The sequence below is a fragment of the Ruegeria sp. THAF57 genome (assembly GCF_903914075.1).
In the GTDB taxonomy this organism is placed as follows: domain Bacteria; phylum Pseudomonadota; class Alphaproteobacteria; order Rhodobacterales; family Rhodobacteraceae; genus Ruegeria.
This window is the reverse complement of record NZ_CAIWNQ010000004.1, coordinates 16705-38548: the sequence shown is the minus strand read 5'-3', so window position 1 is coordinate 38548 and position 21844 is coordinate 16705. Positions and strand designations below refer to the sequence as shown.

Annotated in this window: 23 protein-coding genes; 7 read left to right on the top strand and 16 right to left on the bottom strand. The window is 58.6% G+C overall.

The window, feature by feature from the left end; genetic code table 11:
* Positions 1-26: 26 nt before the first annotated feature.
* From RUESEDTHA_RS11500 to RUESEDTHA_RS11470, 7 genes are all read right to left on the bottom strand, one after another.
* Positions 27-677 (bottom strand): protein-L-isoaspartate(D-aspartate) O-methyltransferase, encoded by a 651-nt coding sequence (locus RUESEDTHA_RS11500; protein WP_180886974.1) that lies wholly within the window; start codon positions 675-677, stop codon positions 27-29.
* Positions 674-1456 (bottom strand): 5'/3'-nucleotidase SurE, encoded by a 783-nt coding sequence (surE, locus tag RUESEDTHA_RS11495; protein WP_171134812.1) that lies wholly within the window; start codon positions 1454-1456, stop codon positions 674-676. The genes RUESEDTHA_RS11500 and surE overlap by 4 nt, the downstream gene beginning before the upstream one ends.
* 121 nt (positions 1457-1577) lie before the next feature.
* Positions 1578-2663 carry an ABC transporter ATP-binding protein gene (locus tag RUESEDTHA_RS11490; RefSeq protein WP_171121629.1) on the bottom strand — a complete coding sequence of 362 codons (1086 nt, stop codon included), beginning with the start codon at positions 2661-2663 and terminating at the stop codon, positions 1578-1580.
* A gap of 80 nt (positions 2664-2743) precedes the next feature.
* Entirely contained in the window at positions 2744-3790 is a 1047-nt protein-coding gene (locus RUESEDTHA_RS11485) for a methyltransferase domain-containing protein (RefSeq protein ID WP_180886972.1), read from the bottom strand.
* Positions 3791-3891: 101 nt separating this feature from the next.
* Entirely contained in the window at positions 3892-5004 is a 1113-nt protein-coding gene (locus RUESEDTHA_RS11480) for a hypothetical protein (protein WP_180886971.1), read from the bottom strand.
* 3 nt (positions 5005-5007) lie between these two features.
* Positions 5008-5787: an SDR family oxidoreductase gene (locus RUESEDTHA_RS11475; protein ID WP_180887301.1), complete on the bottom strand. Its 780-nt coding sequence runs from the start codon at positions 5785-5787 to the stop codon at positions 5008-5010.
* 73 nt (positions 5788-5860) lie between these two features.
* Positions 5861-6223, bottom strand: coding sequence for a nuclear transport factor 2 family protein (locus RUESEDTHA_RS11470; protein ID WP_180886969.1), 363 nt, complete (start codon positions 6221-6223; stop codon positions 5861-5863).
* 109 nt (positions 6224-6332) lie between these two features.
* Here RUESEDTHA_RS11470 and RUESEDTHA_RS11465 point away from each other — a divergent pair, with 109 nt between their 5' ends.
* The 4 genes from RUESEDTHA_RS11465 (at position 6333) to RUESEDTHA_RS11450 (ending at position 11201) form a co-directional block, all read left to right on the top strand.
* Positions 6333-7937, top strand: a complete 1605-nt coding sequence (locus tag RUESEDTHA_RS11465; RefSeq protein WP_180886967.1) for a peptide chain release factor 3 — start codon at positions 6333-6335, stop codon at positions 7935-7937.
* A 36-nt stretch (positions 7938-7973) separates the two neighbouring features.
* Positions 7974-8732 carry a hypothetical protein gene (locus tag RUESEDTHA_RS11460; protein WP_180886965.1) on the top strand — a complete coding sequence of 253 codons (759 nt, stop codon included), beginning with the start codon at positions 7974-7976 and terminating at the stop codon, positions 8730-8732.
* Positions 8729-9658: a glycosyltransferase family 2 protein gene (locus RUESEDTHA_RS11455; RefSeq protein ID WP_180886964.1), complete on the top strand. Its 930-nt coding sequence runs from the start codon at positions 8729-8731 to the stop codon at positions 9656-9658. Before RUESEDTHA_RS11460 ends, RUESEDTHA_RS11455 begins: the two co-directional genes overlap by 4 nt.
* A 184-nt stretch (positions 9659-9842) precedes the next feature.
* Entirely contained in the window at positions 9843-11201 is a 1359-nt protein-coding gene (locus RUESEDTHA_RS11450; protein WP_180886962.1) for a DEAD/DEAH box helicase, read from the top strand.
* Here the strand turns inward: RUESEDTHA_RS11450 and RUESEDTHA_RS11445 are convergent.
* Genes RUESEDTHA_RS11445 through RUESEDTHA_RS11435 form a run of 3 tightly spaced genes read right to left on the bottom strand, consistent with a single transcriptional unit; the run spans position 11198 to position 13202 of the window.
* On the bottom strand, positions 11198-12100 hold the full coding sequence (locus RUESEDTHA_RS11445; RefSeq protein ID WP_180886961.1) for a DMT family transporter: 903 nt from the start codon (positions 12098-12100) through the stop codon (positions 11198-11200). The genes RUESEDTHA_RS11450 and RUESEDTHA_RS11445 overlap by 4 nt on opposite strands.
* Before the next feature lie 21 nt (positions 12101-12121).
* Positions 12122-13006 carry a fatty acid desaturase gene (locus RUESEDTHA_RS11440; RefSeq protein ID WP_180886959.1) on the bottom strand — a complete coding sequence of 295 codons (885 nt, stop codon included), beginning with the start codon at positions 13004-13006 and terminating at the stop codon, positions 12122-12124.
* Complete coding sequence (locus RUESEDTHA_RS11435) at positions 12999-13202, bottom strand: DUF2061 domain-containing protein (RefSeq protein ID WP_180886958.1); 204 nt, start codon at positions 13200-13202, stop codon at positions 12999-13001. The genes RUESEDTHA_RS11440 and RUESEDTHA_RS11435 overlap by 8 nt, the downstream gene beginning before the upstream one ends.
* 107 nt (positions 13203-13309) lie before the next feature.
* On the opposite strand from RUESEDTHA_RS11435, the gene RUESEDTHA_RS11430 reads away from it, so the two are divergent.
* Positions 13310-14170 carry a helix-turn-helix domain-containing protein gene (locus RUESEDTHA_RS11430; RefSeq protein WP_180886956.1) on the top strand — a complete coding sequence of 287 codons (861 nt, stop codon included), beginning with the start codon at positions 13310-13312 and terminating at the stop codon, positions 14168-14170.
* A 71-nt stretch (positions 14171-14241) separates the two neighbouring features.
* Positions 14242-14424 (top strand): hypothetical protein, encoded by a 183-nt coding sequence (locus RUESEDTHA_RS11425; RefSeq protein ID WP_180886954.1) that lies wholly within the window; start codon positions 14242-14244, stop codon positions 14422-14424.
* On the opposite strand, the gene RUESEDTHA_RS11420 is transcribed toward RUESEDTHA_RS11425, so the two are convergent.
* Genes RUESEDTHA_RS11420 through RUESEDTHA_RS11410 form a run of 3 tightly spaced genes read right to left on the bottom strand, consistent with a single transcriptional unit; the run spans position 14425 to position 17627 of the window.
* Positions 14425-15186 (bottom strand): SDR family oxidoreductase, encoded by a 762-nt coding sequence (locus RUESEDTHA_RS11420; protein WP_180886952.1) that lies wholly within the window; start codon positions 15184-15186, stop codon positions 14425-14427. It lies immediately after the preceding gene.
* Positions 15183-16664 carry a carnitine 3-dehydrogenase gene (locus RUESEDTHA_RS11415; protein WP_180886951.1) on the bottom strand — a complete coding sequence of 494 codons (1482 nt, stop codon included), beginning with the start codon at positions 16662-16664 and terminating at the stop codon, positions 15183-15185. Before RUESEDTHA_RS11415 ends, RUESEDTHA_RS11420 begins: the two co-directional genes overlap by 4 nt.
* A 48-nt stretch (positions 16665-16712) precedes the next feature.
* Entirely contained in the window at positions 16713-17627 is a 915-nt protein-coding gene (locus RUESEDTHA_RS11410; RefSeq protein ID WP_180886949.1) for a 3-keto-5-aminohexanoate cleavage protein, read from the bottom strand.
* 132 nt (positions 17628-17759) lie between these two features.
* On the opposite strand from RUESEDTHA_RS11410, the gene RUESEDTHA_RS11405 reads away from it, so the two are divergent.
* Positions 17760-18746 carry a GlxA family transcriptional regulator gene (locus tag RUESEDTHA_RS11405; protein WP_180886948.1) on the top strand — a complete coding sequence of 329 codons (987 nt, stop codon included), beginning with the start codon at positions 17760-17762 and terminating at the stop codon, positions 18744-18746.
* Positions 18747-18819: 73 nt separating this feature from the next.
* Here the strand turns inward: RUESEDTHA_RS11405 and RUESEDTHA_RS11400 are convergent, their stop codons facing one another.
* Genes RUESEDTHA_RS11400 through RUESEDTHA_RS11390 form a run of 3 tightly spaced genes read right to left on the bottom strand, consistent with a single transcriptional unit; the run spans position 18820 to position 21832 of the window.
* Positions 18820-19866: an aldo/keto reductase gene (locus RUESEDTHA_RS11400; RefSeq protein ID WP_180886946.1), complete on the bottom strand. Its 1047-nt coding sequence runs from the start codon at positions 19864-19866 to the stop codon at positions 18820-18822.
* Positions 19867-19902: 36 nt separating this feature from the next.
* Positions 19903-20361 carry a DNA polymerase III subunit chi gene (locus RUESEDTHA_RS11395; protein ID WP_180886945.1) on the bottom strand — a complete coding sequence of 153 codons (459 nt, stop codon included), beginning with the start codon at positions 20359-20361 and terminating at the stop codon, positions 19903-19905.
* A 4-nt stretch (positions 20362-20365) separates the two neighbouring features.
* Complete coding sequence (locus tag RUESEDTHA_RS11390; RefSeq protein ID WP_180886944.1) at positions 20366-21832, bottom strand: leucyl aminopeptidase; 1467 nt, start codon at positions 21830-21832, stop codon at positions 20366-20368.
* Positions 21833-21844 lie beyond the last annotated feature (12 nt).

Sequence of the window (21844 nt, the reverse complement as noted above, 5' to 3'; positions counted from 1 at the left end):
TTCCGGTGTAATTGCAAAGTAATCCTTTACGCCCCTTCTTTTCCCAACCCCTCTAGCAGAGGCACGAAACGAACGGGCAACAATTCATCATAGTCCAGGCCGGTCTCGGTTCGCCGTACGCGGATCAACGTCTGAACCGCATCCGACTGCCCCACCGGTAAAACCATGATACCGCCGATTTTGAGCTGCGCCAAGAGCGGCCCGGGAGGGTCTTCCGCCGCCGCCGTCACAATGATGCGGTCGAACGGCGCCTGCTCCGGCAGGCCAAAGGATCCATCCGACAGCATTGCTGTCACGTTGGTCAGCCCCATATCGCGGAACAACTCCCCGGTTTCGCGGACCAGCCGCTTGTGACGCTCGACGGTGTAAACCCGGCGCGCCAGCTTGGACAGGACGGCGGCCTGATATCCTGACCCTGTGCCGATTTCCAAAACGGTATCGCGCGGCCGCACGTCCAGCGCCTGCGTCATAAGCCCAACTACTGACGGCTGACTTATTGTTTGACCACAGGCAATCGGCAACGGCGTGTCTTCATAGGCACGCTCAGAAAACAGGCCTTTGACGAACTTTCCACGATCAATCTGCTCCATCGCGGCCAGAACACGTGCATCCGTCACCCCGCGCGAGCGCAGGGCAAATAGAAATTGCATAATGGTTTCTGCGCTTGGTCCGCTCATTCGATCGACTTCAATGCCTCAAGCGTGTCATGCGCGGTCAGGTCCGCGCGCATCGGCGTAACCGAAATATAACCGGCCAGATTTACTGCGGCGTCCGTTCCGGGCGCGGTCGGGTTGTGCTGATAGCCCCCTTTGATCCACAAAAAGCGCCGCCCCGAAGGAGAGCTATGAGGTTCGACCGAGAAATGTGTATCCCGGCGGAACCCTTGCGGCGCGATCCGAGTACCTAGCACTTCATCCGCAGGAACCGGAGGGAAATTCACGTTATAAAACAGCCGGTAATCGCCCTGTTCTGCTGGGGTAGCATCCAGAATTTTCCGCACAAGGTCGGCGCCGTGCCGGGTTGCTGTCTCAAAGGGATCGTCCAGCCCAAGGTTGCGCGGGCCGAAATACTGCGACAACGCGATCGCTGGGATACCTTGTAAGGCGGCTTCCATCGCGCCGCCCACGGTTCCAGAATACAGCGTGTTTTCGGCCGAGTTGTTTCCACGATTCACACCCGACAAAACCAAATCCGGCGGCGCATCCTTCATCACGTCGTGCAAGCCAGCCAGCACGCAATCGGCTGGCGACCCTTCAGCCGCAAACCGACGTTCACCCAACTGGGCCATCATCATCGGATGCGTATAGCTGATGCAGTGACCAACGCCGGATTGTTCGAATGCCGGCGCGACGACCCAAACCTCCCCATCCGGCCCTGCAAGTTCTGCGGCAATCGCCTCGAGCGCGATAAGCCCCGGAGCGTTTATTCCATCATCGTTGGTCAGAAGAATACGCATATGCCCCATCCGTCCCTGCGTTTTTTCCTTGATAGACCCGCCCCTGCGCGGCGGCAAGCGACCCGCGCACGCAATCTGCGGCTTTCGCGCACCACTTGGCCCTAAACTGTGGTTACAGGCGTCACTCGGGGAAAACGAAGCAGCGGTCCCGGCGCACCGTCAGCCACATAACGCGCCCCGGCTGGGGCACAAAGACGTTGGGTACCGTCGCTTTCAGGATCGAACCGTCATGATCCATGCGAAACTCAACAAGGCTTTCGTTACCCAGAAACCGCGAACGCTCGACCACGCCTCGGGCCGCGACACCATCTGTCGCCGTTGGAAGTGGCCCTTTGCCGTTGCGATCAAAGTCCAAGCGAACGTGCTGAGGGCGGAAAACGATCTCGACATTCGTGCCATCAGCGACGCCGGGTGCCAGAAACTGCCCAAACGGCGTGTCCGCCAAGGCCCCATTCACTTGCGACCTTAAAGTATTGAGATCGCTAAAAAAGGCCACGGCCGCCTTATCAGCCGGGCGCGTATAGACGTTATAGGGCGCGCCTTGCTGAACGATCTTGCCCCGTCGCATCAACGCGATTTCGTCTGCCATGCGCATGGCCTCTTCGGGTTCATGGGTGACCAGAACCACAGCCGCGTCTTCCTGCTTGAGGATCGCAAGCGTTTCATCCCGGATGCCATCGCGCAGCCGATTGTCCAGCCCCGAAAAGGGTTCATCCATCAACATGATACGCGGGCGTGGTGCCAGAGCACGCGCCAATGCCACCCTTTGCTGCTCACCCCCTGACAGATGATGCGGAAAATCGTCGATGAACCGCATCATGTCGACCTTGCGCAGCAGTTCTTCGACGCGGGCGCGTTTTTCGTCCTTGCGCCCTTTCAAGCCAAAAGCGACGTTGTCCGCCACGCTGAGATGGGGAAACAGGGCAAAGTCCTGAAACATCAACCCAATTTCGCGGCGTTCCGGAGGCACGCGAAACACGGTGTCGCAAATCAGTTTCCCGTCGACGTAAATCTCACCGGATTCCTGCATGTCGACCCCGGCGATCATCCGCAACGTCGTCGACTTGCCACAACCTGACGGCCCCAGCAGACAGGTGACCTGCCCCGCCTGAACGGTCAGCGAGACATCGTCAACCACAACCCGCCCTTCATAGCGCGCGACCAGATTGCGAATTTCCAGACGTGGAGGAGTTGCGTCTACTGTCACCGATGGACCCCGTTGCCTTTCCCGATCAATTCCATCGGACTTGGGCGGGGATAGCAACCCCGCCCCTCAGGCGCAAGGGATCAGCAACACCCACCGGACAGAGCTTCTCCGGCGGCTTCAAACGGGCTTTCGCCGCCACACCCTTCGAAAATGCCATAATGGGTCGAGAAATCGCCGACAAAGTCGAAATGCCGGGCAAATCGTGTGTCTTTCAACATCATCCACGTATTACCGCAAACCGGAAAGACCTTGCCAGTTTCAATCGCATGATGGTCATCCAACTCAAACAGATGCGGAGCGTGAGGGATGGTGCCCTTGTAGATCACCGCCTGCCCGTAATCCTCGCAAGCCGGTTCCAGCTCTGGCAGCTTGAACAGACGATACGTCGCGGACAGGAACTTCAACGGCGCCACGCGCTCCTCCAGAACCGGGTTTTCAATGGTCAGCGGTCGGTGAGTCACACGGCGTGGGTCGCCAAAACCTGCCTTGCGCGAGATCGACAGGAAATCATTCCAATACAGCGCCCCGGAGAGGCATTCACCGTACAGAACCTCATCCTCGGCCATAACCTGGGGCACCCGTCGATCGGCGTAGACGTCCGAGAAATACATCTCGCCGCCTTCTTTCAGCAGGCGGTGCGCCCCGCGCAAAACCGCCTCTTTGTCTGTGGCCAGATTGATCACGCAGTTCGAAACGATGATGTCGAACGAGCCGGGCTCAAGATCCAGTTCGTCCAGTTTTTCGATATAGCCGTGATGGAATTCAACATTCGACGCGCCATGGCCGAACGCCTGTGCGTGATAATCCTGATGCGCGCGGGCGACGTCCAGTTGCTCGGGCGTCATATCCACACCAACCACGCGGCCATTTTCGCCGACCATCGCGGACAGAGCGTAGACATCGCGCCCGGCCCCGCAACCCAAATCGAGAATGCTCATCCCCTCAAGATCCAGCGGCGCGATCAGCCCGCATCCATAGTATCGGGTCAGCACATTGTCATGAATTTGCAAAAGAATTTTCTTTACGTGATCCGGCATGTCATCCGGCGTGCAACATGCGTTGGTCTGCAGGTCTGAACTGCCTTGCAAGACTTCGCCATAGTAATTCTGCACCGACTCATGCTTCATCCCGAGCTTCCCTCTGTTTCGCGACAGACATCAGCTAGATCAGAGCGCTGTCAGGTGCAATCCAAGCCTCCGACATTTAACAGAACTGTGAGTTGCCCGCTTCAACCCAGCAGTTCGAAATCGATGCCCGCGCGCACCCGACCATTTACCTGAATTTCCAACCGGTGTGCGCCGGGGACCAGCTTAAAGGTTGTCGCATCGGCTTTGAGCTTGTGCTTCTTTCCCAGTTTTAACGCCCCGTCGCGCAATGCCGATTGCTTGAGCTTATGCACCTTGGCTGAAGTTTTTCCCCCAGGCCTTTGAAAGTGAACAATATAGTCCACCAAAACGGGTTGGTCGCCCTCTCCGGTCAAAGCCACATCAAACTCCAACGCCCCGCCAATCCTGGCCTCACCAAGAACAGCTATGTTTACCGAAACCTCGGCTTCTGGGTCAAAGCCCAGCATCTTCATGGCCTTGGGATGGCCCGATTTGACTAGCCCGCGCAAAGTGTGCGTTGTCATCCATCGCAATTCGTCAGCGTCTTGATGCGCGTCCTGCGACCAGCTTTGCAAGCGGCTCAGAACCAGTTCGGGGTCCTTCTTTGTGATATCATTCAGATGATTGGCGACCGAGCGCGTCACGTAACGGGTCCTGTCCGCGTGCAGCCGGTCCAGCAATGGTAACGGATCAGTCAGGTTCAGCCCGACCGCCTGCCCCCACGGCAGCCTTGGTCGCGTTCCTTCGCTAACCAGTCTGCGCACGTGATAGCTGTCGTGATCGCACCAATCTTCCAAACGCGCCATCACCTTATCAGGATGGTGGTTCAGGAATGGGCGAATGGCCCATTCCATCGAAAATCTCTGCGTCAATTCTTCGATCACGTCCAGCGCCAGATCGGGATGGTCCAACCCAACGTCCACAACCCAATCGCCCAAAGGCGCAAAGATGAAGTCCCCGAAGTCATCATCTGTCTTGGTCGGGTCTAACGGGGGTGGCAAGGCAGCCAGCAACGTCGGCGCAACGTGCGGCAGATCACCGGGAACAGCCTGCTGCAGGCACGTGGCGATCCACGCCATACGCTCCTTCAACTCAAGATCAGGCAGGCGAGACATGACCTTTGCTTGAAACGCATCCGTATCGAAACCGGGGTCGGCCGCCGCGAAAAGCCCCGCCAGATAGCGGGTCTTTTCTGCATTAAACAGCTGATCTTTCAATGAAAAATTCTGCGCCATCGCTTACATCGTCAGGTTGGTCCCGCCGCCGTCCAGCAGGATGTTCTGACCCACGATAAACCCCGCGTGCTGAGAACACAGAAAAGCGCAGGCCGCGCCAAATTCCTGCCGTGTGCCATAGCGGCGCGCGGGGATCGTGGCGGCGCGTTCGGCACGGGCGTCTTCCATCGAGATGTTCTTTTGCAAGGAAACCCCGCTGTCCAGCGCATCAGCACGGTCGGTGGCATGAATGCCGGGCAACAGATTGTTGATCGTTACTCCTTGGGGGGCCACCTGACGCGCGGTTCCGGCGACATAGCCCGTCAGCCCGGTCCGCGCCGCATTCGACAGGCCCAGCACTGCAATTGGCGCGCGCACGGATTGCGAGGTGATATTGACCACGCGGCCCCAGCCCTTGTCCATCATCCCCGGCAGCAAGGCTTTCATGAAGGCAATCGGTGTCAGCATGTTGGCGTCCAGCGCTTTGATAAAATCCTCACGCTCCCAATCCGACCACATACCCGGAGGGGGGCCACCCGCGTTTGTCACAAGGATATCAACACCCTGCGCAGCATTTATGACCTGCTCCTGACCGTCCAGTGAAGTGACATCGCACGCCACCGTCTGCACGTCCACGCCATAGTCCGAGCGTATCCGCGCAGCTTCAAATTCTAACGCCTCGGAGCCGCGCGCGTTCATCACGAGATCGACCCCCGCTGCGGCCAATGACTCGGCACAGCCCAGTCCCAATCCCTTGCTACTGGCACAAACCAGCGCGCGTTTTCCTCTGATTCCCAGATCCATCTGATCCTCCCCATCTGTTGTTGTTGCCATGTCTAGCACCGGCCAGACAAGGAAGACCAGAATTCAAGAACGATCAGTAAAAGAACTCTTCCCGAACAATTTTTCCGTTCGCCACATGATAGACGCCAACCTCTTGCATATCAAAGGTTTCCCCGGTTTCTTTTACCTTGCCCTGCACTGAAAAAATCACCGCAAAGCGATCTTCGCCATGGGGCATTGGATCACTCACCGAAGCGCCCGAAACCTCGTGCGCACCTTCCCACCATTCGTGTTTACCACGGATCGCATCGCGGCCATGGGTTTCGCGCCCCATATCCATGAAATCCTGCCCTTCGACCGAAACGGCATCCTCGGCATAGAGCTTTTCCAGATTTTCCTTGGCACGGTCTTCGCGACAGCCAGCCACCAGCTCATCGGCAATCTCTTTCAAATTCATTGATCCACTCCACTTTTTGTTCACTATATGTTCTTATTGCCATAGCTGTACGATTCGAACCACCCCCTTTGTCTTGCCTCGGCAGGATTCCCCGCCTATACGCGCGATTATGCTTGATACCTCGAACCAACCCTCCCTGCCGCCCGAGATCGCCCGTCGCCGGACATTCGCCATCATCTCGCACCCCGATGCGGGCAAGACGACGCTGACGGAAAAGTTCCTGCTATATGGTGGCGCGATCCAGATGGCTGGTCAGGTGCGCGCCAAGGGTGAGGCACGGCGCACGCGATCGGACTTCATGCAGATGGAGAAGGATCGCGGGATCTCGGTCTCGGCCTCGGCCATGTCATTTGACTATGGGGACTTCCGGTTCAACCTGGTGGACACGCCCGGCCACAGCGATTTCTCGGAAGACACCTACCGCACACTGACTGCCGTGGATGCCGCCGTCATGGTGATCGACGGCGCGAAAGGTGTGGAAAGCCAGACGCAGAAATTGTTCGAGGTCTGCCGCCTGCGCGATCTGCCGATCCTGACCTTCTGTAACAAGATGGACCGCGAAAGCCGCGATACGTTCGAGATCATCGACGAAATTCAAGAGATGCTGGCCATCGACGTCACGCCCGCCGCCTGGCCGATTGGCGTGGGGCGCGACTTCATCGGCTGCTACGATATGCTGCGCGACCGGCTGGAACTGATGGACCGCGCCGACCGCAACAAAGTGGCCGAAAGCATTCAGATCGACGGTTTGGACGACCCCAAACTGGCCGAACATGTTCCCGAGCACTTGCTTGAGAAACTGCTGGAAGAGGTCGAAATGGCGCGCGAATTGCTGCCCAAGCTCGACCCGCAGGCAGTGCTTGAGGGGCATATGACGCCAATCTGGTTCGGCTCGGCGATCAACTCGTTCGGTGTCAAGGAACTGATGGAAGGTATCGGCGCATACGGCCCGCAGCCGCAGGTGCAATCGGCCGAACCGCGTCAGATCGCGCCGGATGAAAAGAAGGTCGCAGGCTTTGTCTTCAAAGTGCAGGCCAATATGGACCCCAAGCACCGCGACCGCGTAGCGTTTGTGCGAATGGCCTCGGGGCATTTCAAACGCGGCATGAAGCTGACTCATGTACGGTCGAAAAAACCCATGGCAATCTCGAACCCGGTGCTGTTTCTGGCCTCGGACCGGGAATTGGCCGAAGAGGCATGGGCCGGCGACATCATCGGCATCCCCAACCACGGGCAACTGCGCATCGGGGACACCCTGACCGAGGGTGAAGCGTTGCGCGTCACCGGAATTCCGTCCTTTGCGCCGGAACTGCTGCAAACCGTCCGCGCGGCAGATCCGTTAAAGGCCAAGCACCTGGAAAAGGCGCTGATGCAGTTTGCCGAGGAAGGTGCGGCCAAAGTGTTCAAGCCCTCGATCGGGTCTGGCTTTATCGTAGGTGTGGTCGGTGCGCTGCAATTCGAAGTTCTCGCCAATCGGATTGAGATGGAGTACGGCCTGCCCGTGCGGTTCGAAGCGTCGCAGTTCACCTCGGCCCGTTGGGTCAGCGGTGACAAGGTCGAGGTTGAAAAATTCGTCAACGCCAACAAACAGCACATCGCGCATGACCATGACGGCGACATCGTTTATCTGACTCGCCTGCAATGGGATATCGACCGGGTAGTGCGGGACTATCCCGCATTGAACCTGACGGCGACCAAGGAAATGATGGTTTGATTGCAGTGGCAAACACTCCTCTGCAACCTCGCGAGCATGAGCGAGATTGACCTGACCTATTCCGACGGTCTGGCAGGCATGCTGGACCGTTTTGAGGGCCGCCGCGCCCCGTTCGACTTTGGCCCTGAAACGCTGCCGCCTGCTGATGCCGCTCTGGATCCTTTGACTGTTCAAATCGTTGCTGAGGATGCGGTGCGGCTGGGTCCGGGGTCGCCCAACACATCTTGGGCGCGCAAACGGGCGCGGATCGCGGAAGAGTTTGTGGGCTCGACTGAACTGGCATTCCTGAACGCTCAGGTGATCGCAAACCTGCGCAAAAGGGATTTTCCCGCACAATGCCCAACCCTATTTCAGCGCCTCTGGGTCGAGCAATCGGCGCATCTGTTGCAGGTATTGGACCTGCGTTGGCTGGTATCCTCGGTGCAGACATTTGCAGATCACGGCATAAACCCGACCCAACGTGAGGTCGGTCATACCCTGCGCATGTTGTTTGGTCTGGTCAAACTGTATGAGTTTGAACGTCTGTTTTCCGGCCACCCACCCCCGGATGCCTTTCGCCTGCGACGTAAAGTCGATGCCGTCCTGCCAATGGGGATGGAAGGGTTTTCGCTGGACAGCGGTGGACTGGATATCAACCTTATTGCGCCGATCTGGTCCAAGGCTTTGACCGACCCAACCATTGCACCGTTGGCCGATCATCTGCTGAACAGGCTCAACGCGGACCCCGGTACCGTATTCCGACGCCTGAAACTGATGCGTGAGATGCGCGCGGCGCGGCAAAAGACACGGCAATGACGACTTGGGGCATCGTATCAACCGTTCGGGGATCGGCAAAGGACATCCTGCGGTTTGTGGCCTATCACCTCGATCTTGGGGCCGATCAAATCTTTCTGTTTCTGGACGAGCCCTGCGCCGACGCCTTCAATGTGCTTATTCGCCACCCGAAGGTCGAGGTTCGCATATGCGATGCTAGGTTCTGGGCCTACAGGCAACGCGAAAGGCCCGATACGCATCAGGTGCGACAGACCGCGAATGCCAGCTTTACCTATCGAAAAACACAAGTTGACTGGCTGACTCATATTGATCTGGACGAATTCCTGTGGACCGCGACCCCTATTGACGAACAGTTGGCAGAGATTTCCGATGACGTTCCCGCGGTTCGCGTCCGTCCGATCGAACCCATCGGGGGCACGCAGGATCAGTACAAGGCCTATATTCCAACCGGTCAGGGCCGCGACGGGATTATGCAGACGCTTTATCCGAATTACGGTGCCTTTGTCTTGGGTGGGTTCTTGAGCCATGTTCAAGGCAAGCTCTTTGTACGTACCGGCCTGCCGCGGATCAATTTCCGCATCCACAACCTGTTTCAGAACGGAGAGATGCGCCCGGTAAATACCGAGTTACCCGGAATCGACCTGTGCCACCGCCACGCGCCTGACTGGGATCATTTTCGGACGCATGTCCAATTTCGGATGCAAAGCGGATCATACAGGGCGGGAATGTCCCCGAACGTGCCACGCGAACAGGGCGGGTTGAACATGAACGAACTGCTGAACTGGATAATGACCGAAGGTGGCGAAGCGGGGCTTCGTGCGTTTTACGATGAAATCAGCGGCACAGACCCTGAGGTTTACGCGCGATTGGAACAACATGGGTTGATCCGCCATCGCCCGCTTAATCTGGACGAAAAGCTCGCGAAACACTTCCCCGGAAGCGTCTGAATTGTTGCGCGAAATCCAGACTATCACGGAGCGCCGTTACGTTAACGTGTCTTCATTTGACGCTGATCGACGTTTTTGTTATGTCCCCGCCCAAGCCGAAATGCGCGCTGCTGCGTATGGTCATCCGGACCCGGCATTCCTTTGACGCGCGGGCCAGGTCTAGTGTCCGCAAAAACGGACATACATGACAAAGTTTAACGAACTGAACCTGAACCCGAAGGTCCTCAAAGCCATTGAGGAAGCCGGATACGAAACCCCAACGCCGATCCAGGAAGGTGCGATTCCCCCTGCGCTTGAGGGCAAGGATGTTCTGGGCATCGCCCAGACGGGTACCGGCAAAACCGCAAGTTTTACTCTGCCGATGATCACCCTGCTGGCCCGTGGCCGCGCACGTGCGCGGATGCCGCGATCGCTGGTGCTGTGCCCGACGCGGGAACTGGCCGCGCAGGTAGCCGAGAACTTCGACACTTATACCAAGCACCTGAAACTGACCAAAGCGCTGTTGATCGGCGGCGTCAGCTTCAAGGAACAAGAGGCGCTGATCGACCGTGGCGTCGACGTTCTGATCGCCACGCCCGGCCGTCTGCTGGACCATTTCGAACGTGGCAAGCTGCTGCTGACCGGCGTTCAGATCATGGTCGTGGATGAGGCTGACCGGATGCTGGATATGGGCTTTATCCCCGATATCGAGCGCATCTTTTCGCTGACCCCATTCACCCGCCAGACACTGTTCTTTTCGGCCACCATGGCCTCTGAGATCGAGCGTATTACCGACACGTTCCTGTCAGCCCCTGCCCGCATCGAGGTTGCCCGCCAGGCGACGGCGTCTGAAACAATCGAACAGGGCGTGGTCATGTTCAAAGGTGGTCGCCGCGACCGTGAGGCCAGCAATAAACGCAAGGTCCTGCGCGCGCTGATCGACGCCGAAGGCGACAAATGTACGAACGCGATCATCTTCTGCAACCGCAAGACGGATGTTGATATCTGCGCGAAATCGCTAAAGAAATACGGCTACAACGCCGCCGCCATCCATGGTGATCTGGACCAGTCGCAGCGTATGAAAACACTGGACGGGTTCCGCGACGGGTCGCTGCGCTTGTTGGTGGCCTCGGACGTGGCCGCGCGGGGTCTGGATATCCCGTCGGTCAGCCACGTGTTCAACTTTGACGTGCCCGGCCATGCCGAAGATTACGTTCACCGAATTGGCCGAACGGGTCGTGCCGGTCGTGAGGGCAAGGCAATCACCATCTGTTCGGGCCGCGATGAAAAGGCGTTGGATGCGATCGAAAAGCTGATCCAGAAGGAAATTCCCCGGATCGACAATCCGATCAAGGACGAACCGAAATCGGACGAGCCCAAGCAAGAGAAAAAAGCCAAGCCGTCGGATGAAAAGAAAAGCGACAGCAAAAAGAGCGACCGTAAAAGGGAAAAAGAGCCCAAGGGCCGCAATCGTCGCGACGGTGGTGGCGCGACTGTTGTAGGAATGGGCGATCATATGCCCAGCTTTATCGCGCTCAGCTTTGATGAGCGCCGCGCCGGTTAAATCGACAACACCAGCACAACTATTGAAGCGCCCAGCAATGTCATCCCGGCGATCTCGCGCCGGGTGATAGTCTCGCGGAAGAACAGCAGCGTGGCGAAAAGGCTCAGAATCAACTCGACCTGTCCCAGCGCTTTGACATATGCCGCGTTCTGCAATGTGAAGGCCAGAAACCAGCAAAATGACCCGCTCAGGCTAGTGAGGCCGACAAATACTCCGGTCCGGCGCGTGTCCCAGACAGCCCGTAATTCAGCCCGGTCCCGCCACAAAAGCCAAAGCCCCATGCTGAGAAACTGGAACGACACCACAACAGCCAGTGTCACCAGCGCCCGGAACCACGCGTCGATATCACCCAATTCCAACGACGCCCCCCGGTAACTGACCGAGGAAAACGCGAACAGGACACCCGACCCAAGCCCCAATCGCGAGGCGCGATTGGTCAGGTGTTTCCACCACACGCCATCCCCGCCTGGGTTTTTCGACAACAGCAGAACCGCTGTCAGCCCCAGAATGATGGCCGCGAACGCCCCCGCCGACACCTGATCCCCAAGGACCAGAAATCCCACAATGGCGGTCTGGATAACCTCGGTTTTCTTGAAAGTGATCCCAACGGCAAAATTGCGCTGCTTGAACAAAGCGACCACACAGATCGTCGCCAGAATCTGAGTTGTCCCGCCAATCACGGCGAACAGCCAAAATTTGGCGGTCAGATGCGGCAGGCCATACCCTGTCAGCATCAAAGCCACAGCCAACCCTAGCACCGCCAGAGGCATCGAATACGCAAACCGCGCAAAAGTCGCGCCAGCCGCACTCAGCTTCACGTTGCTCAGCGATTTTTGCAGCATGAAGCGAACGGTTTGAAACGAAGCGGCCGCGAGAGTGACGGGAATCCAAAGGCTCATGCCGACCCTTGTGGCCTTAAATCAATCCCTTGGCCAGAGCGGATGGGCAACCGGATCCTTCGCACGCACGAAGAACGCACGGAAAATTTCGGCGTAAGAGCGATACACATAGGCGCTGTTTCTGGTCAGATAGCGGTCTTTCCCCTCTTGATACAAAGATGGCAGCTTGTACCAAGGCGCGGCAGGATTCATGTGATGAACCACGTGCAAGTTATTGTTCAGAAACAGAAACGCCAGAGGCCCACGGTCTTCGACGATGACGGTTCTGGCACCTGCATCTTCGTGTGCCCTGTGTTCCAGAAAGGTTCGGATCTTCACCAGACCAAGTCCGATATAGGCAGACGTGACATAGGCCCAAATCGGCATACCGGACTGCGCAACGACCCCAAGAACAACAGCGACTCCGAAAAGATGCAGCGCCCACGCCCGCAGAACATTCCAGTCACCGCGAAAGGCGGCGCGCAGCTCATCCCGCGTGAAGACATATTGCCCAATCGCCGGGCCCAGAACGATACGACCCAGCAGAGTGTTATTCGCAGACAGCAGCAGCCGTTGCCAACCGCGCAGACGGCCCCAAACCTTCGGGTCGAGGTAATTCGACTCCGGGTCATCATACGGGTCGGTCAAGGTTGCGTCCCTGTGGTGGGCAAGATGCAGGTCCCTAAAACGCTGATACGGAATGAACAGCGTCAACGGCAAGGCCATCAAAGCCTCATTCAACCAGTTTTGCCGGAATGGATGCCCGTGCAACGCTTCATGCGTCAGCGAGGAATGCATGGCAGCTACACATCCCATCGCCGGGATTGCCATCCATGTAGGCGCGTAGAAAATCACGCCCAGCCAAGCTGCATAACATGTCAGAATTAGCGCGAAGGTGATCCACTCGGGCCCCTCACGCTCAGACATTGCGACCCCACGTGATACCTGCCCAAACGCGCTCGTAAATTACGTAAAAGGTCAGACCGATCGCGGTGTTCACAATCGCCAATGTCCCGCCGATTGCAGCGGACCCTGTTGCCACCACCCCAACAAGGGTCATGACAATCAGCCCCATCGCATTCCACAGCACAGCCTTCACGACCGATCTTCGTCGTGTTTCCATTCCGTCACCCATATTCTTGTTATGTCTCAAGAATTACGGACAACAAGTCAGGTTGAAAATTCTGAATATGATTAACAAAATTCATCAAATGTGATATTTTTAAACACATGCAGAAAAAAATCGACAAACGAGACCGCGCAGCACAGTTCCGACAGCGCCTTGCCCGCGCCATGGAAGAAAGGCGGGTCAGTCAAAGCGCGCTGGCACGTGAGATCGGCGTGGACCGCTCAACTGTGTCGCAGCTTTTGACGCTTGATGGCGCGCGCTTGCCGAACGCGCATGTGGTCGGCAGTTGCGCATCGGCCTTGGGCGTATCGGCAGATTGGCTGCTGAGCCTGTCTGACCGCCCCGAAAGCGCCGCCGAGTTGCTGGCCAGTTCACTTACCATGACAGAAGCGCCACGCGCCCTTGTGGATGAACGGATATTTGAATGGCACAAAGAGGCTGCAGGCTACAAAATCCGTTATGTTCCAGCAACTTTACCTGACATGTTGAAAACCCGCGCAGTACTGGAATGGGAATACGCGCCGCATCTGGGCAGAACGGCAGATCAAGCAATCGGAGCGTCAGAAGACCGCCTGACCTGGATGCGCCGGGCACAATCAGATTACGAAGTCGCGATGCCGCTGTTTGAAATCGACAGCTTTGCGAACGCGACCGGTTATTATCATGGGTTGGATCTTCAGACGCGTCGGGAACAGATCGACCATCTGCTTGCCTTGTGCGAACAACTCTACCCACGAATGCGCATCTATCTGTTTGATGCAAAGCGGCTTTATTCTGCACCCGTCACGATATTTGGCCCGCTGCTGTGTGTGTTTTATGCCGGAAGTCATTATATGGCGTTCCGAGACCGTGATCGGATCGAAACCTTCACGCGCCACTTTGACACCCTGGTCCGCGAGGCCGACGTGACTGCACGGGATTTCCCAAGCCATTTGAAGTCGTTACGCGAAAAGATGCGTTAGCCACCAACCTGTGTTATCGTCAATTGGCGCGAACTTACGGGCATTCCGACCACAGACGGAGGACCACAGGAATGGACGCACTACAAACTGCACAATACGCACGCGCCCTTTATTCGGCGCATGGTGACCGGGCCGAGGCCGAAGCCGCGCTTAAAATGCGCGAATGCCAAGCCGCCGGAAACATGCAGCAAGCGCAGGACTGGCAGGCGGTTCGTCAGACCATCCGCCAAATACGCGGGCCAAATCAAGGATAGTCAGAGTTTTGGATCGGGGTTGACGGTATGGCCGTCCACGGCGATCACCTGCCCCGACACCAGCCGTGCCGCATCTGAGGCAAGGAACACGGCCATATCCGCGATGTCCCGTCCTTCGACAAACCGCCCCATCGAAGTGCCAGACGCGTAGCCATTATACACTTGGTCACGGGTCATCCCTTTGGCCGCTGCTTCACGCGCTAGCACGCCTTCCATGCGCGGGCCTTCTACAGCGCCGGGGCAGATCGTGTTGCAACGCACGCCAAACGGCCCAAGCTCCATGGCAAGCGTCTTGGCCAGACCGATTACCCCCCATTTCGCCGCCGCATAGGGCGCGCGGTTGGGGTATCCGTATTGCCCGGCAGTCGAAGATGTGATCACCACAGCCCCGCTTTGTTGACGTTTCATAATCGGCGCGGCGTACTTAGCGCACAGGAACGCACCTTCAAGATTCACGGACAGGCACGCCCGCCAATCCTCAATCCCCACGTCCTCGACCACGGCCGTCGGCCCGGCAACGCCTGCATTGGCACATAACGTATCCAACCCGCCCCACTCGGCTTCGATCTTCGCGAAGATATCCGCGACAGTGAATTCCTCAGCCACGTTGATTTCGGACTTTCGCCAATGCGACGGGCAATGCGACAGGGCGTCGGGATCCAGGTCCGCCACCCAGACTTGCGCACCCGCCGCGTCAAACGCTTCGGCCATGGCCCGGCCAACGCCCGAAGCGCCGGCTGTAATCAGAACACGCCCGCTCATGACGGTTTGCGGATCGCAGCACCCGCGCCTTCGGGATACGGCAAGGCGGCCTGCGCTTCGGAAATCCGGGCCATCGCTGCCTCAATCTCGGCTGACGGAGCACTGGGTCGGCGGGTCTCAAGACTGACATGAAGCAGGAAGCTCTCGCCCGTGGCCAGAAGCTTGTCACCCTCATACATGCTGTGGAAAACATGCAGCTTCTTGCCCTGCCCCAGCAACAACTGCGTGCGCACCTCAATCTTCGCGCCCGCATGTACTTCGTCGATATACCGAATGTGGTTTTCGGCGGTGAAATAGCTACCGCCCGAGGCGATATAGTCCGCATCACAGCCCATGATCTCCATGAACCGGTCAGTGGCGGCGGCAAAGGCTTCCAGATAGCGCGCCTCGTTCATGTGGCCGTTATAGTCCGTCCAATCCAACGGCACTGCACGCGCGACGGTCAGAATCGGCTGGCTCAGGTCGGCTTGGTCGATCGTTGGCAAGGCACCGGGCTTCAACACGGAATCATGCTGGTTCAGGACCGCCCCAGCACCCCAGTTCTGCGCCTTGAGCGCCCGCATCATGCCCACAAGGTTGTTGTCCCGAATGCGCTCCAATTCACGGATCGAGTGCATCCCCGATTGCGCATCCGACTGATCGGCGATCATATCGACCAGCTCATCAGTGAACTCGGGCACGTCCATCAGCTTGGTCCACGGCCATTTCAGCGCCGGCCCGAACTGCGCCATAAAGTGCCGCATCCCGGCCTCACCGCCCGCCACGCGGTAGGTCTCGAACAGGCCCATCTGCGCCCAGCGGATGCCAAACCCCATGCGGATCGCCTCATCAACCTCTTCGGTGGTGGCGATGCCATCCTTGACCAACCACAGCGCCTCGCGCCAGACAGCCTCAAGGAAACGGTCCGCAATATGGGCGTCGATCTCTTTCTTGATGTGCAGAGGGAAGAAACCGACGGATTTCAGCAGCCCCTGCGCGCGCTCGACCATCTCAGACGGGTTCTTGTCCGTCGGCACCAGTTCGATGAGAGGCAGCAGATAGACCGGATTGAACGGATGCGTCACCACAATCTGTTCAGGCCGCAGCGCACCTTCTTGCAGTTCAGAAGGTTTGAACCCGCTGGTCGATGACCCGATGATCGTCCCCGGATCACACGCCTCTTGCAACCCCCTGTAAACATTCAACTTCAGGTCCAACCGCTCGGGCACGCTTTCCTGTATCCACTCCGCGCCCTGCACAGCCTCGGCCAAATCGGCATGGAAACTCAGCACGCCCTCGGGCGGCAACGGCACATCACTCAACCCCGGCAGCGACCGCCGCGCATTGTCCAGAACCTCCCCGATCTTGCGCTCGGCCTCGGGGTCCGGGTCACAAACCCGCACATCCCACCCGTTCAGCAAAAACCGCGCAGCCCACCCGCCGCCGATCACGCCGCCACCAATGATTGCCGCTGTCTTCACGTCGATCCGCCTCTTCATCTGGCTAAAAATATCCCGGGGGTTTGGGGGCTGACCCCCAATCCACGCCTACTTCGCCACAGGCGCACGCTTGGTCAAACCAAGCTTCTCTCGCACCTCAGCAGGCCCAATGACCTTCGCCCCCATATTTTCGATGATGGTCCCCGCTCGCTCGACCAACTGCCAGTTTTCGGCGAGAACACCTTTGTCCAACCACAGATTGTCCTCCAACCCCACACGCACATTGCCACCCGCCAACACCGAGGCCGCCACATAAGCCATCTGGTTCCGCCCCAACGAAAACGCACTGAACGTCCAGTCATCGGGCACATTGTTCACCATCGCCATAAAGGTGTTCAGATCGTCCGGCGCGCCCCATGGCACACCCATGCACAGTTGAACCAAAGCGTTTGGCGCCAGCATCCCCTCTTTCACCAATTGTTTGGCAAACCACAGATGGCCGGTGTCAAAGGCCTCGATCTCGGGCTTAACACCCATATCCGTCATCATCTGTCCCATGGCCCGCAATGCGCCGGGGGTGTTGGTCATGACATAATCCGCCTCGGCGAAATTCATGGTGCCGCAATCCAAGGTGCAAATCTCAGGCAGGCATTCGGCGATGTGCGCCACACGCTCGGACGCGCCGATCATGTCGGTCCCTTCAGCCACCGGAAACGGGCTTTCCACCCCGCCAAACACGATGTCCCCACCCATCCCTGCAGTAAGGTTCAACACAACGTCCACATCAGCGTCGCGAATGCGGTCCGTAACCTCACGATACAGGTCCAGACGGCGGCTGGGCACTCCGGTCTCCGGGTCGCGCACATGGCAATGGACAACGGCGGCCCCGGCCTTGGCTGCCGCAATCGCACTTTCGGCAATCTGCTGCGGCGAGCGCGGCACATGTGGGCTGCGATCCTGTGTTCCGCCTGATCCAGTAATGGCACATGTGATGAAGACTTCGCGGTTCATTTCCAGAGGCATGACGTTTTCCCCAAGTTATACCCGGTTTTGCCTTGGGTTTTCCCCAGACTTCTCCCCGGATTCCGATTTGCTTTCGGGCCCGAGTCTGACGCAGCCTTGTGAAAACACTTGCCAGAATGCGAATCAGACTTGATGAAATCCGCAAAAAACATACTGCAGCCCGAACACCGCGCCCTGAAAACGGCGGTTTTGGTGCTGGACGAATGCAACACGCTAAGCTTCGCCTCGGCCGTTGACCCGATGCGCGCAGCCAATCGCCTAGCAGATCGCCCGGCCTTTGACTGGGACTATGTAACCGCAACGGCGGAACCCGCGATGCTGACCAGCGCACTGACCGTTCCCGGAGCTCCCCTGGCCCGCCTGCAGGGTTGCGATCTAATGATAGTGATTGCCGGGTTCCAACTGGCGCGCCACGCGACACCCAGCCTGCTGGCCGGTTTGCGCCGCATTGCCAGCAGCGGCGCAACCATGGCCGGCATAGACGGCGGCCCCTGGCTGCTCGCCGAAGCTGGTCTTCTGGACGGTCATGCCGCCACCACGCATTGGGAAGATTTGGACAACTTTGCCGACCGGTTCCCCGAGGTTGACGTGCGCCCTGACCGTTACACGGTCTCGGGCAATCGCCTGACATCCGGCGGGGCCATTCCGGCCGTTGAAATGATGCTGCACATAATCGCCGCCCGGCACGGGGCAGGATTTGCCGCACGGGTGTCCGGCCTTTTCCTCTACGATGGCGCCCCTGCCCCGACGAAACCGCAAAGTCGCATCGGCGCACCGCACCGCCACACGGCGCTGACAGCCAAAGCCAACACCCTGATGGAATCGTCACTGGATGAACCCTTGCCGCTTGCCGACATCGCCGAGACCCTCGGAACCAGCCCCCGCACACTACAGCAGCAGTTCCGTCTACGCCTGAACACCACGCCGCAAGATCACTACCTGCAACTGCGTCTGGCCGAGGCGCGCCGTCTGGTCACCGACACCGACATGCCTCTGATGGATGTGGCGCTTGCCACGGGCTTCGGCTCGCAGTCCAGTTTCGCCCGTGCCTTCCGTACCGCCCACGGCCTGTCTGCCCGCGATCTGCGACAAGACCGGACGCACCCCACACATCACTGACCGGATCCCCCTTCATCTGGCTAAAAATATCCCGGGGGAGTCGCGCGGCACGCGCGGGCGGGGGCAGAGCCCCCTAGAACGGCATTGGATGCGCGCGGTGCGCCTCGGTAATGTCCGCCAAAACCTCGTCCGACAACTGCAGGTCCTTGCCGCTCAGGATGTGGGCAAGTTGCTCGACTGATGTTGCACCAAAGATCGCGGACATCATGAATGGGCGTGTCTGGCACCAGGCCAACGCCATATGCACAGGGTCCAGTCCATGGCGCGCGGCCACCTCTAGATAAGCCTCCACCGCATCAAACGCACGCGCTCGATGCCGCCCGCCCATTTCAGGTACCAATGACATTCGCGACCCTTCAGGCACCGCGCCACCCTGATACTTTCCAGTGAGGAACCCGGCAGCCAGAGGCGAAAAAGCCATCAAACCCACATCCTCATGAACACTCAGCTCGGCCATATCCGTATCGAAATGCCGGCACATTAACGAGTATTCGTTCTGCACCGAAGCGACTCGGGGCCCTGCTCCGTCCTCGGCCAGACGCAACCATTGTGCGGTGCCCCATGCGCTTTCGTTCGACAGGCCAAAGGCGCGGATATTGCCCTTGTCGACCTGCGCCTGAAGCGCCTCAAGACATTCCCGCATATTGTCCAACACCTCGTCGGTGTTGTGACCCGACGGCGCATAGGTCCAGTTCTGCCGGAACATATAGCTGCCCCGGTTCGGCCAGTGGAACTGATACAGGTCGATGCAGTCCGTTTTCAGGCGGCGCAGCGACCCTTCGATCGCCTCGGGGATTGTCTGACCCGAGATCGGCGCACCATCTCGCGCATGCGCAAAACCAGCCCCCGAATGCTTGGTGGCCAGAACATAATCAGCCCGCCGGGACGAATGCGCGGCGTTCCAGTTACCCAATATCTCTTCTGTGCGCCCGACAGTCTCTTTCGATATGGGGTTCACCGGATACATCTCAGCCGCATCGACAAAGTTGATACCAGCGTCCAGTGCCATGTCGATCTGCGTATGTGCATCGGCTTCGGTGGTCTGAGTGCCAAAGGTCATTGTCCCCAGACACAGGTCGGTGACCATGATACCCGTGCGGCCCAAGGGCTTCATTTCCATCTCTCAATCTCCTGAAATATCATTGAAGAAGAGGCATTACGCCTCGGACTTCATCTCCCATCGGCCCGACTCCTCGGACCAGTATTTGGCGGTGCATCCGGCGCCGGTCAACGCTTTCCACTGCCCCCGGGCATGTTGAACCGCCTGCGGGTCGTTGCCGTCAAACAGGATGCACACACGTTCCAGTGCGTTCACCTCATCCGGTTCGACAAGTGCGCCGTCGACGGCCATCACGCAAGACGGTCCATTTGCGGCCTGCATCTCGGTCGTCAGCAAAATGGGCTGCTTGGCATCATGCGGGCCTCCTGCCCTACCATGGGGTAAGAACCCGTCATCTGGCCCCAGCCACAGTCTTTCGTCCAGCCAGTCCATCCGCGCGGGATCGGTACCCCGCACGGCGATCTTCCACCCGGCCTGCCGCGCCTTGTCCAGAAGAACCGGCAGAGTATGTTCCAGCGGCTTGCGGGTCAGGTGGTAGAAATAGACGGCACCCACGGACTTACTCGAAATTGTCCTGCACAAATCGGCTCAGTGCGCGCACACCCCACCCGGTTGCACCTTTCGGCGCATAGGATGTCTCGGCCGCGACCGAGGCGACGCCGGCGATATCAAGGTGAATCCAAGGGGTTTCCTCTTTCACGAAACGCTGAAGGAACTGCGCCGCTGTTATCGAGCCCGCAGGCCGTCCGCCCACGTTCTTCACATCGGCGATGCGCGATTTCAGCAGGTCGTCATAGGCCTTGCCCAATGGCATCCGCCAGGCACCCTCGTCCTCTGCCCCAGCCGCTTTCAGGAAGGCGTTGCAGAACGTGTCGTTGTTCGAAAACACCCCTGCGTTTTCATGACCCAACCCGATGATAATCGCACCCGTCAGCGTCGCCAGATCAACCATGCCCACGGGGCTGAACCGCTCTTGCGCGTACCACATAACGTCGCACAGGACCAAACGGCCTTCGGCATCTGTGTTGATGATCTCGACCGTGTCACCTTTCATCGACTTGACCACATCGCCCGGGCGCGTTGCGTTGCCCGAGGGCATGTTCTCGACCAACCCCACTAGCCCGACCACATTGGCCTTGGCCTTGCGTTTGGCCAGCGCGCGCATTGTGCCAGCGACGACACCCGCACCGCCCATATCCATGGTCATATCTTCCATGCCACCGGCGGGCTTCAGTGAAATGCCGCCCGTGTCGAACACAACCCCCTTACCGACAAGGGCAAGCGGTGCGTCACCTTTATTGCCGCCGTTCCACTGCATCACCACAACCTTGGACGGGCTAACCGAGCCCTGCCCGACGCTTAGCAGCGTGCGCATCCCCAGTTCGGCCAGCTTGTCTTCTTCCAGTACTTCAACCTCAAGACCAAGGTCTTTCATCTCGGCCAGACGGTCGGCAAATTCGGTCGTGGTCAGAACATTGGCCGGTTCGTTGGTCAGATCGCGCGTCATCCGCACCCCGTCCGCAATGGCGTAGAGCGGTGCAAACGCAGCCTCAACCTCATCCGGTTTTTGGTGGCTGATCGTGACATTGGCGGTGCGTTCGGATTCTTTCGACTTGTGCGCATCGAAATCGTAACTGCGCAGAGCGATCCCAAGCGCCAGTTCTTCGGACCTAACCTGATTACCGGCCATCACAAGCACATCCCGGTTGTCGGCCAGTTTCGCCAGCTTTGCGCCGGCCTTGCGTGCCTCGGCCGCGTCCGGACGGCGCGACAGAACCAGAATGTCCAGCGCCTCGGCCGCCATGCCGGTTGGCCATGCAAGCGACAGCACATCCCCTGACTTAACCTTTGCAAAGCGGTCGCTTTCAACCAGACGCGCCACGGTGCCACGGGTCAGACGGTTCGCGCGGCGAACGGCGGGGCTCATCTTGCCGTCCGGCGATATGATGATGACAACGCGGCCTTCAGCCTGCGTCATTGCGTCGACGTCAATAGCCTGAAACTGGATCGGGATTAGACTGCTCATTGCGAACTCCTG